The organism is Streptomyces sp. NPDC025793, from assembly GCF_055558375.1.
The window spans coordinates 303,925-320,103 of record NZ_JBVHMR010000008.1 but is presented as its reverse complement, the minus strand read 5'-3'; the positions used below and the strand labels follow the sequence as shown (position 1 = coordinate 320,103).

Genomic DNA, 16,179 nt, shown 5'->3' with positions numbered 1-16,179 from the left:
GGCGTTCGAGGGGCCGAACGAGAGGATCGAAGGCGAGGGGCCATGATCACCGTGGATTCGGAGGCGGTCATTTTTGGGGCCCCGCCTCCTACCCGTTGTCCACAGGCCCGGACCGGGTCTCACCGCATGGCGTACGGTGCGGCGCATGGCAAGTGTGCTCGTGGTCGAGGACGACCAGTTCGTACGCTCGGCGCTCATCCGGCATCTGACCGACGCCGCGCACACCGTGCGCAGTGTCGGTACGGCGCTGGAGGCGCTGCGCGAGGTCGCCCATTTCCGTTTCGACGTGGTCATCCTGGACCTCGGACTGCCGGACCTGGACGGCTCCGAGGCCCTGAAGATGCTGCGCGGCATCACGGACGTGCCGGTCATCATCGCCACCGCCCGGGACGACGAGACGGAGGTCGTCCGGCTGCTGAACGCCGGGGCGGACGACTATCTGACCAAGCCGTTCTCGGTCGACCACCTCTCCGCCCGGATCGCGGCCGTGCTGCGCCGGGCCCGCTCCGCGGGCGGGGAGGCCCCGCCCTCGCCGGTGCTCCGGGTCGGCGGGCTGAGCGTCGACCCGCTGCGTCGGCAGGCCGAGCTGGACGGCGTCCGCCTCGACCTCACCCGCCGCGAGTTCGACCTGCTCGCCTTCCTGGCCGGCCGGCCCGGTGTCGTCGTCCCGCGCAAGGAACTCCTCGCCGAGGTCTGGCAGCAGTCCTACGGCGACGACCAGACCATCGACGTCCATCTGTCCTGGTTGCGCCGGAAATTGGGGGAGACGGCCGCTCGGCCCCGCTATCTGCACACCCTGCGCGGCGTCGGCGTGAAGATCGAACCGCCCGTCGAAGGCGGAGCGGGCGGGGCGGACGCGGCGGGCGGGTCCGGCGGGAGGCCGGCGCGATGAGGTGGGCCCTGGTCAGGGTCTGCCTGGCGGTCACCGCGATGGTCGTGGTCGCCTTCGCCGTCCCGCTCGGGCTGGTCGTCCGGGAGATGGCCCGCGACCGGGCGTTCTCGAACGCCGAGCGGGAGGCCGCCGCCGTCGCGCCCGCGCTGTCCATCACCACCGACCGGGACAAGCTGGAGCGGGTGGTGGCCTCGGCCGGCGCCGACTCCGGGATGGCCGTGCACCTGCCCGCCGCCGACGGCCGCTCCGCGCTCGACCTGGGCAGACAGCGCGCCGCCGACCGCGACATCGAGGCCGTCCGCAGCATGGGCCGGGCCTCGACGACGACCGTCTCCGGCGGCTCCACGCTGCTCCAGCCGGTCGCGCTCGGCTCCGGCACCATCGCGGTCGTCGAGGTCTACGTCCCCGAGTCCGAGGTGACCCACGGCGTCGGCACGGCCTGGGCGGTGCTCGCGGGCGTCGGCCTGGCGCTGATCGTCGGCTCGGTCGCCGTCGCCGACCGGCTCGGGGTGCGCATGGTGCGGCCCGCGCAGCGGCTGGTGCGGGGCGCGCGCGAACTGGGCGAGGGCAGGCTGGGCTCCCGGGTGCCGGAGGACGGCCCGAGCGAACTCAGACTCGCCGCCGTCGCGTTCAACTCCATGGCCGACCAGGTCGTCCAACTCCTCGCCAACGAACGGGAACTGGCGGCCGACCTCTCCCACCGGCTGCGTACGCCGCTCACGGTGCTCCGGCTCAACGCGGCCTCCCTCGGCGCCGGTCCGGCCGCCGAGCAGACCCGGGCGGCCGTCGCCCAGCTGGAGCGCGAGGTCGACACCATCATCCGTACGGCCCGGGAGGCCAAGCCGCAGACGGCCATGGCCACGGCCGGGACCGGCGCCGGGTGCGACGCGGCCGCGGTGGTCCGTGAGCGCATGGAGTTCTGGTCCGCGCTCGCCGAGGACGAGGGACGCAAGTGGCGGGTGGCCGGCGTCGACGGTCCGGTGCGCATACCCGTGGCTCGCGCCGATCTGGCCGCGGCGCTCGACGCCCTGCTCGGCAACGTCTTCCGGCACACCGCCGAGGGCACCGCCTTCGCGGTCGACGTGCACAACGGCGAGGACGCGGTGATCGTGCTGGTCTCGGACGCGGGCCCCGGCATATCCGACCCGGAGTCGGCCATGGCCCGAGGAAGCGGCTCCGGGAGCGCCGGTTCGACCGGACTGGGCCTCGACATCGTGCGCCGGCTCGCCGAGTCCACGGGCGGCGACGTGCGCATCGGCTCCTCGGTGCTGGGCGGCACCGAGGTGCGGATCTGGTTCCAGCTGGACGGACGGCGGCCGGCACGGGGGCGGGTGCACCGGCGCCGAACACGCAAACCGGTCGCGACTGGTCTCGACCATTAACCGTCCCCGATCCCTTCCTTAAGCGCACCCTAAGGTCTTCAACCACCGTCCCGATCACTCGGTTTGTCCGATTCCGGATCGCTAGCGTGCTGCCGCACCCCACCCCCGTGAACATCGAAGGCAGGCATGCGCATGAGCACGCACCGGCGCAGGATCAGTGGCAGGAACAAGGCGATCGGCGGCCTCGTGGCCGCGGCCGTCGTCGGCGGCGGCGCGGTCCTGCTCACCGGCACCGCGAACGCGGCGAGCGTGAACGCCGCGTACACGAGGACCAGCGACTGGTCGACCGGCTACACCGCCCAGTACGTCGTCACCAACACCAGCGGCGCACCGGAGAAGACCTGGACGCTGGAGTTCGACCTCCCGGCGGGCGCCAGGCTCGGATCGCTGTGGAACGGCGAGTCGAGCGTGAGCGGTTCGCACGTCACCGTGAAGCCGGCGAAGTGGGACACCGAGGGCCTCGCCCCGGGCAGGTCGGTGACCGTCGGCTTCGTGGTCGAGGGCGCCGGCGCCCCGACCGGCTGCCGTATCGACGACTCCCCGTGCTCGGCGGACAGCGGCCCCACCCCCGAGCCCAGCGGCCGCCCCACCGGGACCCCGTCCCCGGCCCCGACCCCGACGGCCACCAGGACCTCCACGCCCACCCAGAGCGCGCCCCCGACCCCGACGCCGACCGCCTCCGGGACGACGGGCAGCGGCACCGCCGCCTCCGCCGGCTTCTCGCCGTACGTCGACACCTCCCTCTACCCGGCCTTCGACCTGGTCGGCGCGGCGAACGCGACCGGGGTGAAGAACTACAACCTGGCCTTCGTCACCGACGGCGGCGGCTGCACCCCCAAGTGGGGCGGCGTGACCGACCTGACCGGCGACGCCGTCGCCCAGCAGATCGGCGCGCTGCGCGCCAAGGGCGGTGACGTCCGGGTCTCCTTCGGCGGCGCCTCCGGCTCCGAGCTGGCCACCACCTGCTCGTCCGCCGACGCGCTGGCAGCGGCGTACGGCAAGGCGATCGACGCGTTCAAGCTCACCAAGGTCGACTTCGACGTCGAGGGCGGCGCGCTGCCGAACACGGCGGCCAACACCCTGCGGGCCAAGGCGATAGCGAAGCTCCAGGCGCAACACCCGGGCCTGGACGTCTCCTTCACCCTCCCGGTGATGCCCGAGGGCCTCACCCAGGACGGCGTGAACCTCCTGTCCGACGCCAAGTCCAACGGCGCGAGGATCAGCACCGTCAACATCATGGCGATGGACTACGGCTCCTCCTACAGCGGCGACATGGGCGACTACGCCCAGCAGGCCGCCACCGCGACCCAGGCCCAGATCAAGGGCGTCCTCGGGCTGTCGGACGCCGCCGCCTGGAAGGCCGTCGCCGTCACCCCGATGATCGGCGTCAACGACGTCTCCTCCGAGACCTTCAAGGTCGACGACGCCACCCAGCTGGTGAACTTCGCCAGGTCCAAGGGCCTCGGCGGCCTGTCGATGTGGTCCGCGGCCCGAGACAAGCAGTGCCCCGGCGGCGCGAAGAACTCCGCCGACCCCACGTGCAGCTCGATCGTCCAGTCCCCGTTCGCCTTCTCGAAGGCCTTCGGCGCCGTCAACTGAACCCGCGGCACGGCGGACCGGGCGCGGCATCCCCCAGGGTGCCGCGCCCCGGCCTCCTCGTCAGGCGGCGGAGTCCACCGGCGGCAGCGTCCCCGTCCGTGCCACCTCGCCGTACCAGCGGGCGCTCGACTTCGGGGTGCGCTCCAGCGTCGCGTAGTCCACGTACACCGCGCCGAACCGCTTGCCGTAGCCGTACGCCCACTCGAAGTTGTCCATCAGGGACCACAGGTAGTAGCCGCGCACGTCGGCGCCGTCGGTGATCGCGCGGCGCACGGCCGACAGGTGGCCGTGCAGATAGGCGATGCGCTCGGGGTCGTGGACGCGGCCCTCGGGGTCCGGCTTGTCGTCGTAGGCCGCGCCGTTCTCGGTGATGTACAGCGGCAGGCCCGGGGCCTCGTGCGCGTAGCGCGTGATCAGGTCGTACAGGCCCGTCGGGTCGATGGTCCAGCCCATCTCCGTGCGCTCGCCCGGCGTCTGGTGGAAGAGCACGTCGTCGGCGCCCGGCCAGGGGGAGTGCTCGCTCGCGCCGTGGCCGTCCGCCCGCGGGCCCGCGATCGCGCCGGACGTGGCCGAGACCAGCGCCGGGGTGTAGTAGTTCAGGCCCAGCGCGTCCAGTTTCGCGCCCGCCGTGCGCACATCGCCGTCGAGGACGTACGACCAGTCGGTGACCGACGCCGTCGCCGCGAACAGCGACTCGGGGTAGGCGCCGTGCAGCATCGGGCCGTGGAAGATCCCGTTGGCCAGGTCGTCGATCCGGCGGGCCGCCGCCAGGTCGGCCGGGTCCTGCGAACGCGGCCGGACCACCGAGGAGTTGAGACTGACGGCGATCCGGTTGCGGGACGGCATCACCGAGCGCAGCGCCGAAGCCGCAAGCCCGTGCGCCAGGTTGAGGTGATGGGCGGCACGCAGCGAGGCCTCCGGCTCGGTACGGCCGGGCGCGTGCACCCCGGAGCCGTAGCCCAGGAAGGCGCTGCACCAGGGCTCGTTGAGGGTGGTCCACAGCTCCACCCGGTCGCCCAGCGCCTCGCCGACCAGCCGCGCGTACTCGGCGAAGCGCAGCGCGGTGTCCCGCTCCGGCCAGCCGCCCGCGTCCTCCAGCTCCTGCGGCAGATCCCAGTGGTAGAGGGTGAGCGACGGCTTGATGCCGTGCGCCAGCAGCTCGTCCACCAGCCGGCGGTAGAAGTCCAGGCCCCGCTGCACCGCCGGGCCCCGGCCGGTCGGCTGCACCCGGGGCCAGGAGACCGAGAAGCGGTACGCGCTCAGGCCCAGCTCCGCCATCAGCGCCACGTCGGCGCGGTAGCGGTGGTAGTGGTCGACCGCGATGTCACCGGTCTCGCCGCCGGCCGTCCGGCCCGGCGTATGGCTGAAGGTGTCCCAGATCGAGGGGGTACGGCCGTCCTCCCGCACCGCCCCCTCGATCTGGTACGCCGAGGTCGCCGCGCCCCACAGGAAGGCCGGCGGGAACGTCATGGAGGGGACGGAGGAGACAGACTCAGGCATGGAAGCGCTCCCATATGGGGTCGTAGGAGACCGACGGAACAAAGGAAGTGGTGAGGGGGCGGGGCGGCGGTGCCCCGGCCCCCTTCGGCGGACGCGGGCGCTCAGCCCTTGACCGCGCCCTGCATGATCCCGCCCACGATCTGCTTGCCGAAGACCGCGAACACGAGCAGCAGCGGCAGCGTGCCGAGCAGCGCGCCCGCCATGATCAGGGACTGGTCGGGGGTGTAGCCGCGGCCCAGCGCCGAGACCGCGACCTGCACGGTCGGGTTGCCGTTCTGGGTGAGCACCAGGAACGGCCACAGGAAGTCGTTCCAGGTCTGCACGAACATCAGCATCCCCAGCACCGCCATCGCCGGCCGGGCCGCCGGGAACACGATGTGCCACACCACCCGCCAGCTGCTCGCGCCGTCCACCCGGGCGGCCTCGATCAGCTCGTCGGGCAGCGCCTGCATCAGGTACTGCCGCATGAAGAACACGCCGAACGCGCTCACCAGCGACGGCAGGATCACCGCCTGGAGCTGGTCGGTCCAGTCGAGCTTCGCGACCATCATGTACAGCGGGATGACGCTCAGCTGCGGCGGCACCATCATCGTGCCGATCACGATCAGCATCAGGGCACCCCGGCCCTTGAACCGCAGCTTGGCGAAGGCGAACCCGGCGATCGTCGAGAGGAAGACGATGGTCGCCGCCGAAACGCCCGCCACGAAGGTGGTGTTGAGGAAGGCCTTGCCCAGATTGGCGTCGTTCCAGGCGACGTTCAGGTTGTGTGCCAGGTTCGAGCCGAACCAGAACGGCGGCGGCGTCTCGGCCAGCCGGTTGTTGTCGCGCGACGCGGCGATCGCCGTCCACACCAGCGGGAACAGCGAGCCGAGCGAGAACAGGATCAGCACCGCGTAGGCGAGGGGGCCCGCGTGCAGCGTCCCGCCGGCCCGCGCCGACTTCGGCCGCCGCGTCCGCCGGGGCTCCTTCGCGGTCGCGTCGGTCGGGGTCAGGGTCGTCGTCACGGCCGTACTCCTAACTACTCTCGCGCAGGCGGCGCGAGATGACGTAGTTGACGATCCCGATCACGATGAGGATCAGGAACATCGTCCAGGCGATCGCGGAGGCGCGGCCCAGGTGCTGGTTCACCCAGCCCTGCTCGTACAGGTACAGGCCGAGGGTCTGGAACTGGTGCTCGGCACCGCCGGAGGCGCCCTTGTTGGCGTCGAACATCAGCGGCTCGCCGAAGAGCTGGGAGGCCCCGATGGTCGACACGACACAGGTGAACAGGATCGTCGGGCGCAACTGCGGCAGCGTGACGTGGAAGAACTGCTGCCAGCGGTTGGCGCCGTCCAGCGCCGCCGACTCGTACAGGTCCTGCGGGACGGCCTGCATCGCCGCCAGGTAGATCAGCGCGTTGTAGCCGGTCCAGCGCCAGACGACGATCGAGGAGACCGCGATCTGCGAAGGCCACCTGTCGTTCTGCCAGTCGACGTGACCGCCGCCGACGAAGTGCAGCGCCCAGTTGATCATGCCGTAGTCGCGGCCGAAGAGCAGCACGAAGACCAGCGAGGCGGCGGCGATCGACGTCGCGTACGGCGCCAGCATCACGACCCGGAAGAAGGTCGAGGCACGCAGCTTGTAGTTGAGGATGTGGGCGAGCCCCATCGCCATCGCCAGCTGCGGGACGGTCGAGATGATGCCGATGGTCAGGGTGTTCTTCGCCGCGTTCCAGAAGAAGTCGTCGTCGAAGATCCGGGTGTAGTTGTGCAGCCCCGCCCACTGCATGTCGGTCGGCGCGGTCAGCTCCACGGTGTGCAGCGAGGCCCAGCCCGTGTAGATCAGTGGGAAGAGGCCGAACGCCACGAAGAGAAGGAAGAAGGGGGAGACGAAGGCGTACGGGCTCCAGCGGATGTCGCGCTGCCAGCGCCGGGACAGCCGCGCCCGCCGCCGCTCGTCCGTCGTCCGTACCACCTCGGGGCGGGCCGGGGCCGCGCCCCCCTTCGCGGGGGGCGCGGCGGTGTCGTGCCGGGTGGCCATGCCGGTCACTTCTCCAGGTTGTTGTCGATGGTCTTGACGGCCGTGTTCCAGGCGTCCTCGGCGGACTTGCCCTTGGTCACCAGGATGACGCCGTTGTCCGTCAGGCCCTGCTGGATGATCTGGTCCTTCGGACCGATCGGCTGGTTCGGGATGGACTTGGCGGCCTGCGCGAAGATCGCGCCGATCGGGGCGTCCCCGGTCATCTGGTTCTTCGCGCCGGTCACCTGGGACATGGCGTACGCGGGCGGCGCGCTCGGGAAGCTGCCCTGGACGGCGAAGAGCTTGGCCTGCTGGGCGGGCGCGGTCAGCCAGGCGACGAACTTCTCGGCCTCGGTGACGTGCTTGCCGGACTTGGGCACGGCCAGGAAGGTGCCGCCCCAGTTGCCGGCCTGCGGTGCCTGGGCCACGTCCCACTGACCGGCGGCGTCCGCCTTCGACTTGCCCTTGATGTAGCCGAGCATCCACGGCGGGCAGGCCACGGAGGCGAACTTGCTGTTGGAGATCAGCTGGTCCCAGCCCGGCTGGAACTGCGGCTGCGACTGCACCAGTCCGTCCTTGGCGGCCTGTGCCGTCAGGTTGAAGGCGCTCTTCACGGCCGGGTTCGTCTTGTAGACGACCTTGCCGGAGGGATCGTAGAACTTCTGGCTCGCGCTGCTGAGGATCGCGTTGAGCAGACCGCCGGGGGAGTCCATGAAGGTGGTGCCCTTGGGGGCCTTCTTCTGGTACTGCTCGCCGGCGGCGACGAGCTTGCTCCAGTCGCCGGCCCACAGCTTGGACACCTGGTCGCGGTCGGTCGGGAGCCCGGCCGCCTTGAACATGTCCTTGCGGTAGCAGATCGCCATCGGGCCGATGTCGGTGCCGAGGCCGACCGTCTGCCCGTCCTTGGTGGTGGCCTGCTGCCACTTCCAGTCCAGCCAGTTGCCCTTGTCCACGCCCGCGACCTTGGAGAGGTCCTCCAGCTTGGCCGCCTGGGTCTGTACGACCTCGGCGATGTTGCCGACTTCGACCGCCTGGACGTCCTGGAGGCCGCTGTTGGTGGTGAGGTGGTTGACCAGGGCCGGGTAGTAGTTCTCGTTCTTCTCGATCACGTTCTCCTGGATCGAGATGCCGGGGTGGAGCTTCTCGTAGTCGGTGTAGAGCCCGGCCTCCTTGAAGCCCATGGCGCCGAACAGGCCCAGGGTGATCGTGGTCTTGCCCTTGCCGCCGCCACCGCCCGAGGTGTCCGACGAACCGCCGCTGTCCTTGGCGCAGCCGGCCAGCAGTCCCGTGGTCAGCGCGGCCACGGCCGCGAGGGCCCCCAGCCTGCGGGACCGGCGGATGCTCGTGCGCATTGCGTCCTCCTGTTGCCTGACGTGCCGACCCCCCGGCCAACTGCACTGTTGGGCCCGTCTGTCACTCGCTGCGGCTCGGGCGGGGAACGTGCGGGATGTGTATGTGTCAGGTAGTGTGGGAGCGCTCCCACACGTGATGGGTTGAAGAGTCGTCGCTCAGCGGCGGGGTGTCAAGGGAGCGGACACGCAGGAGTGCCTTCGGTTATCGGAGCGTTAGGGGGTGTCGTTTGGATCATCCCGGCGTCGCGGGCCCTGGCACGCGCTCCTCCCGGAGGGGGCACCCCCAGCGGCGTTGTCGTCGGTCGCCGACTTCCCCGCGCTCGGCTTCGCTCGGGCGGGAGGGGCCCCATCGCGTCGACTCCCTCCTCCGCCTTGCGGCTGCACGCACCGGACGCTGCGCGGCCCGCCCTTCGGGCGGACGACGGGAATGTGACCCCAGCCGGGGTGAGTCGGCAGCTCCCAGGGGCAGCTGTCGCGGTGAAGGGTGCCTGTTACATTCGGCCAGCACAGACGATGCTGCGGAAAGGCGGAGCCCATGGCAAGCCACGGAGCGCGGGGCCGGAGCGGTGGGCGGCCCACGCTCGAGGAGGTCGCCGCACGGGCCGGGGTCGGCCGGGGCACGGTCTCGCGGGTGATCAACGGCTCGCCCCGGGTCAGCGACGCCACCCGCGCCGCGGTCGAGGCGGCCGTCGCCGAACTGGGTTACGTCCCCAACACCGCGGCCCGCGCCCTCGCGGCCAACCGCACCGACGCGATCGCCCTCGTCGTCCCCGAGCCCGAGACCCGCTTCTTCGCCGAGCCCTACTTCTCGGACATGCTGCGCGGTGTCGGCGCCGAACTCGCCGACACCGAGATGCAGTTGCTGCTGACCTTCGCGGGCAACGCCCGGGGGCGCCGGCGCCTCGCCCAGTACCTCGCGGCGCACCGCGTGGACGGCGTCCTGCTGGTCTCGGTGCACGCCGACGACCCGCTGCCCGATCTGCTGGCCCAGCTGGAGATCCCGGCCGTGATCAGCGGCCCGCGCTCGGCCGGCGAGACGCTCACCTCGGTGGACTCCGACAACTACGGCGGCGCCCGCTCGGCCGTCGAGCACCTGCTGGCCCGGGGGCGCACCGAGATCGCGCACATCACCGGCCGCCTCGACGTCTACGGCGCCCAGCGCCGCGTCGACGGCTACCGCGACGCCCTGCGTGACGCGGGCCGCGAGACGGACGAACTCCTCGTCGAGCCGGGGGACTTCACGGAAGAGGGCGGCCGACGGGCCATGTCCGTCCTGCTGGAGCGGCACCCCGGCCTGGACGCGGTCTTCGCCGGTTCGGACGTGACGGCGGCGGGCGCCCGCCAGGTGCTGCGCGAGGCGGGCCGCCGTATCCCGGACGACGTGGCGCTGATCGGCTACGACGACTCCGCCATCGCCCGCCACATGGACCCGCCGCTGACCAGCGTCCGCCAGCCCATCGAGGAGATGGGCCGCGCGATGATCGACCTGCTGCTCGCCGAGATCGCCGACCGGCGCCCGGCCGCCTCCCGGGAGCTGGAGCGACGGCATGCGGTGCTGCCGACGGAGCTGGTGGTGCGGGCGTCGTCGTAACGGACTCCGAGGCGATGCCGTCAGAAGCGGCCCCAGGCCACGAACGCGGCCAGGGCGATGTAGGCCAGGTCCACCGCCACCAGGCGGTACTCGTGGCGTCGGGCGCGGGTGAGCGCGGCACCGGTCATCAGCACCACCAGACCGAGGGCGGCCAGCGGCACCAGCACCGGTGCGATGCCGAGGGCGGCGGGCAGGACCAGGCCCGCCGCGGCCAGGATCTCCAGGACTCCGATGGCCTTCACGGCGCCGGCGCCGAAGTCGTCGACCCAGCGGCCACTGGCCCCGGCGGCGGCGATCTTCTCCTTCGGGGTGATCACCTTGTAGCCGCCGCCCGCCAGGTAGGCGGCGGCCAGCAGTCCGGCGACGATCCACAGGGCGACGTTCATGGCTCTCTCCTCGCGGGGTGGTTGCGTGTGCTGTGCTGTCGCCCCTCTGAGACAGGACACCCGCGCACGCTGTGAAGGAGGAAGATGTGATGTGCGTCTCCGCAGAGACGTCCGCAGGGACGGACGCGTACGCGTACCGGCCGCTGCTGTTCTCCGTCGCCTACGGGATGACGGGCTCCGTGGGCGACGCCGAGGACCTCGTGCAGGACGCCTTCCTCGGGCTGACCCGGGCGCGCCGGGCGGGCACCGTGATCGCCGACCTGAAGGCGTACCTGACCACGGCGGTGACCCGGCTCGCCATCAACCACCTGAAGTCGGCGCGGGTACGACGCGAGACCTACGTGGGCGACTGGCTGCCCGAGCCGGTCGTGGTCGCCGCCGACGGGTCCGGGCCGGCCGAGCACGCCGAGCTGTCCGACGCGCTGTCGATGGCGTTCCTCGTGCTGCTGGAGGTCCTCTCGCCGGTGGAACGCGCGGTGTTCGTGCTGCGCGAGGTCTTCGGTTACGGCTACCCGGACGTGGCGCGCATCACCGGCAAGTCCGAGGCGAACTGCCGGCAGATCTTCGCCCGCGCCAGGAAACGCGTCGCCCCCGGCGCTCGGCCGGCCGGCCCCGTGCCGCTCCCGGTGCGGCGGGCGGAGGGCGCACGGCTGGCCGACCGGTTCTTCGCGGCCGCCGACAGCGGCGACCTGGACGCCCTGCTCGGCATGCTCGCTCCCGACGTGGTGTTCCAGGGCGACGGCGGCGGCAAGGCACAGGCGCTCGGGGCGTCGGTGACCGAGCCGCGGCGGATCGCCCACCTGCTCGTCGGCGGCTTCCGCCGGGTCCGGACGCTCGGTGCCGTCCTCGAACCGGCCTGGGTCAACGGCCGCCCGGGTGGGGTCACTTACGACGCCGAGGGCCGCGTGGCCAGTGTGGTCGTGCTCGACATCGCCGACGGCGCGGTCCGGGCGATCCACGCCGTGTCCAACCCCGACAAGCTCGCTCACCTCGGACCGGTGTCCGGCATCGGGCTGCTGCCGGGACCGCGACCCACCGGGGGTCAGACCGCATAGCGGCCGGGCGCGAACAGGTGGAGGTTGCCGCGGATCCAGTCCGAGGTGCGGCGCAGGCCCTCGTCGAGGGAGACCTCCGGCTTCCACGAAGCCCAGGTGCGGGCACGGGAGTTGTCCGACAGCAGGCGGTGCACCTCGCTGCCGGCCGGGCGCAGCCGCGCCTCGTCCACGACGATCTCCGCGTCCCGCCCGGAGACGGCGATCAGCTTGCGGGCCAGGTCGCCGATGGCGATCTCCTCGCCGGTGCCGAGGTTGACGACGTCACCGAGCGCCCGGTCGCACTGCGCGACGGCGAGGAAGCCGCGCGCGGTGTCGGTGACGTAGGTGAAGTCACGGGTCGGGGTCAGCGAGCCGAGGCGTATCTCGCGGGCGCCGGCGTGCAGTTGGGCGAGGATCGTGGGGATCACGGCGCGGGCGGACTGGCGGGGGCCGTAGGTGTTGAAGGGCCGTACGACCGTCACGGGCAGGTCGAAGGCGTGGTGGTGGGAGAGGACCATCATGTCGGCGCCGATCTTCGAGGCCGAGTACGGCGACTGCGGCTGGAGCGGGTGGTCCTCGCCGATCGGGACGGTCAGGGCGGTGCCGTAGACCTCGCTGGTGGAGGTGTGCACCAGCCGCCGCACCCGGTGCCGGCGGCAGGCCTCGGCGATGTGCTCGGTGCCGGTGACGTTGACGGCGACGTAGGCGCCCGGGGAGTCGTAGCTGTAGGGGATGCCGATGAGGGCGGCGAGGTGGAAGACGGTGTCGCAGCCGGCCACGGCGTCCATCACCCGGCCCGGATCGCGCACGTCCCCCGCGATCAGTTCCACCTGCGGGTGGTCCTGGAGACGGGCGAGGTTGCCCTTCTCGGCATACGGCTTGTAGTGGACGAGGGCGCGGACGGTGGCACCCTCGCGGACGAGCAGGTCGACCAGCGTGGAGCCGATGAAGCCCTCGGCTCCGGTGACGAGGACGGTACGGCCGTGGAAGAAGCCGGTCGTGGGGCGGGCGGTCGCGTTCATGGCGGGGCCTTTCTCAGCGGGAGTGGGAAACAGGGGCGGGCAGCGGGTGACCCGCGAGCCGGAGCACCTTGCGGGCCAGCCGGTCGGCCGCGTCCCGGTGCAGCGCGCCGACGCCGGCCGCGGCCGCGGCGCGGGACATGGCGTCCAGCCGGCGCGGGTCGTCGAGCAGGGGCCCGGCGAGGGCGTCGAGGGACGCGGCCGTGGTCGCCTCGTCCCGCAGCAGCACCCCCGCGCCGATGCCGGTGAGGGTGCGGGCGTTGTGCGTCTGGTGGTCACCGGGGGCGTGCGGGTACGGCACGAGGACGGCGGGCAGGCCGATGGTGGCCAGCTCGGCGACGGTCGCCGAGCCCGCCCGGCACACCAGCAGATCGGCGGCGGCGTACGTCCGGTCGATGCGGTCCAGGTAGGCCACGGCCTCGGCGACCCGGTCGGCTCCGGTGGCGCGCAGCCGGGCGCGGGCCTCCCCCAGCGCCGCGGGCCCGGTCTTGATCAGCAGCCGTACGCCGGTGCGTTCCCGCCAGCGCTCGGCGAGCCCGAGGGCCGCCTCGGTGAGCCGGGCCGCGCCCAGGCTGCCGCCGTTGACGAGGAGCAGCCGGGTGTGCGCGCCGATGCCCAGCTCCCGGCGGGCGGCCTCGCGCGCGCCCGCCCGGTCGAGGGCGGCCAGCGGGCCGGACAGCGGCATGCCGACCAGCTCGGGCCGGCCGGACGCGGGCAGCCGGTCGCCGCCCGCCTCGAAGGCGAGCGCGATGTGCGGGGTGAGCCGGGCGGCGAAGGCGTTGGCCCGGCCGGGCACCGCGTTGGACTCGTGGATGACGCTCGGCAGCGAGGCGAGGCGGGCGCCGAGGATGACCGGGGCGCTCGGATAGCCGCCCATGCCGACGGCGACCCGCGCGCCCTGTTCCCGCAGGATGGCCCGGCACTGCCCGGCCGACTTCAGCAGCGCGGCGGGCAGGGTGAAGCGTTTCGCGCCGAGGGAGCGGTCGAAGGGGATCATGTCGACCGTGTGCAGCCGGTACCCGGCCTCGGGGATGAGCCGGGTCTCCAGGCCGCGCTCGGTGCCGACGAAGGAGATCACCGCGTCGGGCACCCGGCGGAGCAGCGCGTCGGCCAGCGCGAGCCCGGGATAGATGTGGCCGCCGGTGCCCCCGGCACCGATCACGACGGAGAGCGGAGTGTCCATGCCCGGCACGCTCGCGAGCCGTTCTAAGAGGCTTATAAGAGAGCGGTTTGGCACGCTGGGGCCATGAACGACGCAGCGTACGCCCCGTCCCCCGGCGCCTTCGGGCGGGTCCTGGTGGTGGACGACGATCCGGAGGTGCGGGCCGCCCTGGAGGACGGACTGACGCTGGAGGGCTTCACCGTGCGCGGCGCGGCGGACGGCCACGCGGCGCTCGCGGCGGTGGTGGACTGGGAGCCGGACGCCCTGGTGCTGGACGTGATGATGCCGGTGGTGGACGGGCTGGCCGTGTGCCGGCAGCTGCGGGCGCTGGGCGACCGTACCCCGATCCTGGTGCTCACCGCGCTCGACGCGGTCAGCGACCGGGTGGACGGTCTGGACGCGGGCGCGGACGACTATCTGGTCAAGCCGTTCGCGCTGGACGAGCTGGCGGCCCGGCTGCGCGCCCTGCTGCGGCGCGCCGGCCCCGGCGAGCTGCCGCAGCCGGACGCGCCGCGCTTCGCCGACCTGCTCCTGGACCCCGAGAGCCGCTCGGCGGTGCGCGCGGGCCGGCGGCTGGAGTTCACCCGCACCGAGTGGGCCCTGCTGGACCTGCTGCTGCGCCACCCGGGCCAGGTCCTGGAGCGGGAGACGATCATGCGCTGGGTGTGGGGCCGCGACCTCGGCCCCGACTCCAACTCCCTCGCCGTGTACGTCGGTTATCTGCGCCGCAAGCTGGAGGCGGGCGGCGCCTCGCGTCTCGTGCACACCGTGTACGGCGTCGGCTACGTCCTGGACGAGCGATGACCCGCGCCCGCCCCCGCCTTCGGCCCCGACCCCGCCGGCACCGCCGTCCGCCGCTGCGCCGCCGGCTGGCGCTCACCGCCTCCGCCGCCGTCGCCGGCGTGGCGCTGGCGGTGTGCGCGGGCGCGTACGCCGTCAGCGTCTACACCCTGAACCGGCAGTTCGACCTCCAGCTCACCCAGGCGGCGACGCTGGCGATCCAGCAGCACCGGCAGAACGGGCCCGGCGTGCAGGCCGGCGAGTGCCGCTATCTGGCGGCGCCCGCGTGCGCCCAGCTCGTGCCCGCGTCGGCCGCCGACGACCCGAAGGAGAGCTATCTGCTGCCCGTCACCGGCGCCGTGCGCCAGGTCGCGGGCCGGGACCGGGCGCCGTACTTCGGCACCGCCTCGGTGGCCGGTCACCCGGTGCGGGTGCTGACCACGCCCGCGGGCAAGGGCCTGGCCATGCAGGTGGCGCTGCGCTCCGACGGGGTACGGCGGGCCGAGCGGCAGGTCGCCGGGCTGCTGGCGGTGATCGGCGGGGCCGGGGTGCCGGTGGCCGCGCTGCTCGGCTACTGGGTGTCCCGCTCGGGCCTGGCCCCGGTGGCCCGGCTGACCTCGACGGCGGAGCGGATCACCGCCACGCGCGACGCCGGGCACCGCATCGAGCTGCCGCCCGGGCCGTCCGGTCCGCGCGGCCGGGAGGACGAGATCACCCGGCTCGCGGTGAGCTTCAACACCATGCTCGACGCCCTGGAGGAGTCCCTGGCCGCCCAGCGGCGCCTGGTCGCCGACGCGTCGCACGAGCTGCGCACCCCGCTGACCGCACTGCGCGCCAACGCGGAGATCCTGCTCCGGGCGGACCGGCTGACCCCGCGCCAGCGGGAGCGCGCGACGGGCGCCCTCACCCGCCAGCTGCGGGAGGTCACGAACCTGGTCAACGACCTGATCGACCTGGCCCGCGACGAGGAGCCGCAGCGGGCGCTGGAGGTGGTGCCGCCGACGGCCCTGCTGGAGCATGCCGTGGCCGCCGCCCGGGACCACTGGCCGCACATCGGGTTCGCCCTGGAGACCGACCCCTGGGCCGCCGCCACCCTGACGGCTGCCGTCCCGAGCCGTCTGACCAGGCTGTTCTCCAACCTCTTGGACAACGCGGCGAAGTTCTCCCCGGCGGGCGGCCGCGTCGAGGTGGCCGCGCTGCACTCACCGCGGGACGGCCGGCTGGAGATCACCGTCCGCGACCACGGCCCCGGCATCGACGCCGCCGACCTGCCCCATGTCTTCGACCGCTTCTACCGCTCCCGCACCGCCCGCGCCCTGCCCGGCTCCGGGCTGGGCCTGGCGATGGCCCGCCAGATCGCCCACACCCACGGCGCCGAGCTGACGGCCCACCAGGCTCCTGGTGGCGGCGCCCTGTTCCGGCTGCGGCTGCCGGCGAACGAAAACAGCCGGTGACTCCGTCTCGCGACGGTGTCACCGGCTGAT

General features: G+C 72.8%; 14 protein-coding genes. 7 read left to right on the top strand and 7 right to left on the bottom strand.

Features of this window, described 5'->3' with window-relative positions:
* The first annotated feature begins 145 nt into the window (after positions 1-145).
* The 3 genes from ACZ4MF_RS18845 (at position 146) to ACZ4MF_RS18835 (ending at position 3,873) form a co-directional block, all read left to right on the top strand.
* Positions 146-892, top strand: a complete 747-nt coding sequence (locus tag ACZ4MF_RS18845; RefSeq protein ID WP_467493085.1) for a response regulator transcription factor — start codon at positions 146-148, stop codon at positions 890-892.
* Positions 889-2,274 carry a sensor histidine kinase gene (locus ACZ4MF_RS18840; protein ID WP_467493084.1) on the top strand — a complete coding sequence of 462 codons (1,386 nt, stop codon included), beginning with the start codon at positions 889-891 and terminating at the stop codon, positions 2,272-2,274. The genes ACZ4MF_RS18845 and ACZ4MF_RS18840 overlap by 4 nt, the downstream gene beginning before the upstream one ends.
* Positions 2,275-2,406: 132 nt before the next feature.
* Positions 2,407-3,873, top strand: coding sequence for a glycoside hydrolase family 18 protein (locus ACZ4MF_RS18835; protein ID WP_467493083.1), 1,467 nt, complete (start codon positions 2,407-2,409; stop codon positions 3,871-3,873).
* Positions 3,874-3,933: 60 nt separating this feature from the next.
* On the opposite strand, the gene ACZ4MF_RS18830 is transcribed toward ACZ4MF_RS18835, so the two are convergent.
* From ACZ4MF_RS18830 to ACZ4MF_RS18815, 4 genes are all read right to left on the bottom strand, one after another.
* Positions 3,934-5,373 (bottom strand): GH1 family beta-glucosidase, encoded by a 1,440-nt coding sequence (locus ACZ4MF_RS18830; RefSeq protein WP_467493082.1) that lies wholly within the window; start codon positions 5,371-5,373, stop codon positions 3,934-3,936.
* 101 nt (positions 5,374-5,474) lie between these two features.
* Positions 5,475-6,377 carry a carbohydrate ABC transporter permease gene (locus ACZ4MF_RS18825; protein ID WP_467493081.1) on the bottom strand — a complete coding sequence of 301 codons (903 nt, stop codon included), beginning with the start codon at positions 6,375-6,377 and terminating at the stop codon, positions 5,475-5,477.
* A 10-nt stretch (positions 6,378-6,387) separates the two neighbouring features.
* On the bottom strand, positions 6,388-7,392 hold the full coding sequence (locus tag ACZ4MF_RS18820) for a carbohydrate ABC transporter permease (protein ID WP_467493094.1): 1,005 nt from the start codon (positions 7,390-7,392) through the stop codon (positions 6,388-6,390).
* Positions 7,393-7,397: 5 nt separating this feature from the next.
* Positions 7,398-8,723, bottom strand: coding sequence for an ABC transporter substrate-binding protein (locus ACZ4MF_RS18815; RefSeq protein ID WP_467493080.1), 1,326 nt, complete (start codon positions 8,721-8,723; stop codon positions 7,398-7,400).
* A 535-nt stretch (positions 8,724-9,258) separates the two neighbouring features.
* Here ACZ4MF_RS18815 and ACZ4MF_RS18810 point away from each other — a divergent pair.
* Positions 9,259-10,314 (top strand): LacI family DNA-binding transcriptional regulator, encoded by a 1,056-nt coding sequence (locus tag ACZ4MF_RS18810; protein ID WP_356037694.1) that lies wholly within the window; start codon positions 9,259-9,261, stop codon positions 10,312-10,314.
* A gap of 20 nt (positions 10,315-10,334) precedes the next feature.
* Here the strand turns inward: ACZ4MF_RS18810 and ACZ4MF_RS18805 are convergent, their stop codons facing one another.
* Complete coding sequence (locus ACZ4MF_RS18805) at positions 10,335-10,700, bottom strand: DoxX family protein (RefSeq protein ID WP_467493079.1); 366 nt, start codon at positions 10,698-10,700, stop codon at positions 10,335-10,337.
* An 89-nt stretch (positions 10,701-10,789) separates the two neighbouring features.
* Between ACZ4MF_RS18805 and sigJ the strand changes: the two genes are divergently transcribed.
* The gene (sigJ, locus tag ACZ4MF_RS18800; protein WP_467493078.1) at positions 10,790-11,755 is read left to right on the top strand and encodes an RNA polymerase sigma factor SigJ; all 966 of its coding nucleotides are present in this window, start codon (positions 10,790-10,792) and stop codon (positions 11,753-11,755) included.
* On the opposite strand, the gene ACZ4MF_RS18795 is transcribed toward sigJ, so the two are convergent.
* Positions 11,743-12,756 (bottom strand): SDR family NAD(P)-dependent oxidoreductase, encoded by a 1,014-nt coding sequence (locus ACZ4MF_RS18795; RefSeq protein ID WP_467493077.1) that lies wholly within the window; start codon positions 12,754-12,756, stop codon positions 11,743-11,745. The genes sigJ and ACZ4MF_RS18795 overlap by 13 nt on opposite strands.
* A 13-nt stretch (positions 12,757-12,769) precedes the next feature.
* Positions 12,770-13,936, bottom strand: coding sequence for a UDP-N-acetylglucosamine--N-acetylmuramyl-(pentapeptide) pyrophosphoryl-undecaprenol N-acetylglucosamine transferase (locus ACZ4MF_RS18790; RefSeq protein ID WP_467493076.1), 1,167 nt, complete (start codon positions 13,934-13,936; stop codon positions 12,770-12,772).
* 63 nt (positions 13,937-13,999) lie between these two features.
* Between ACZ4MF_RS18790 and ACZ4MF_RS18785 the strand changes: the two genes are divergently transcribed.
* Entirely contained in the window at positions 14,000-14,719 is a 720-nt protein-coding gene (locus tag ACZ4MF_RS18785) for a response regulator transcription factor (protein WP_356037707.1), read from the top strand.
* The gene (locus ACZ4MF_RS18780) at positions 14,716-16,149 is read left to right on the top strand and encodes a sensor histidine kinase (protein WP_467493075.1); all 1,434 of its coding nucleotides are present in this window, start codon (positions 14,716-14,718) and stop codon (positions 16,147-16,149) included. The genes ACZ4MF_RS18785 and ACZ4MF_RS18780 overlap by 4 nt, the downstream gene beginning before the upstream one ends.
* Positions 16,150-16,179: the final 30 nt, after the last annotated feature.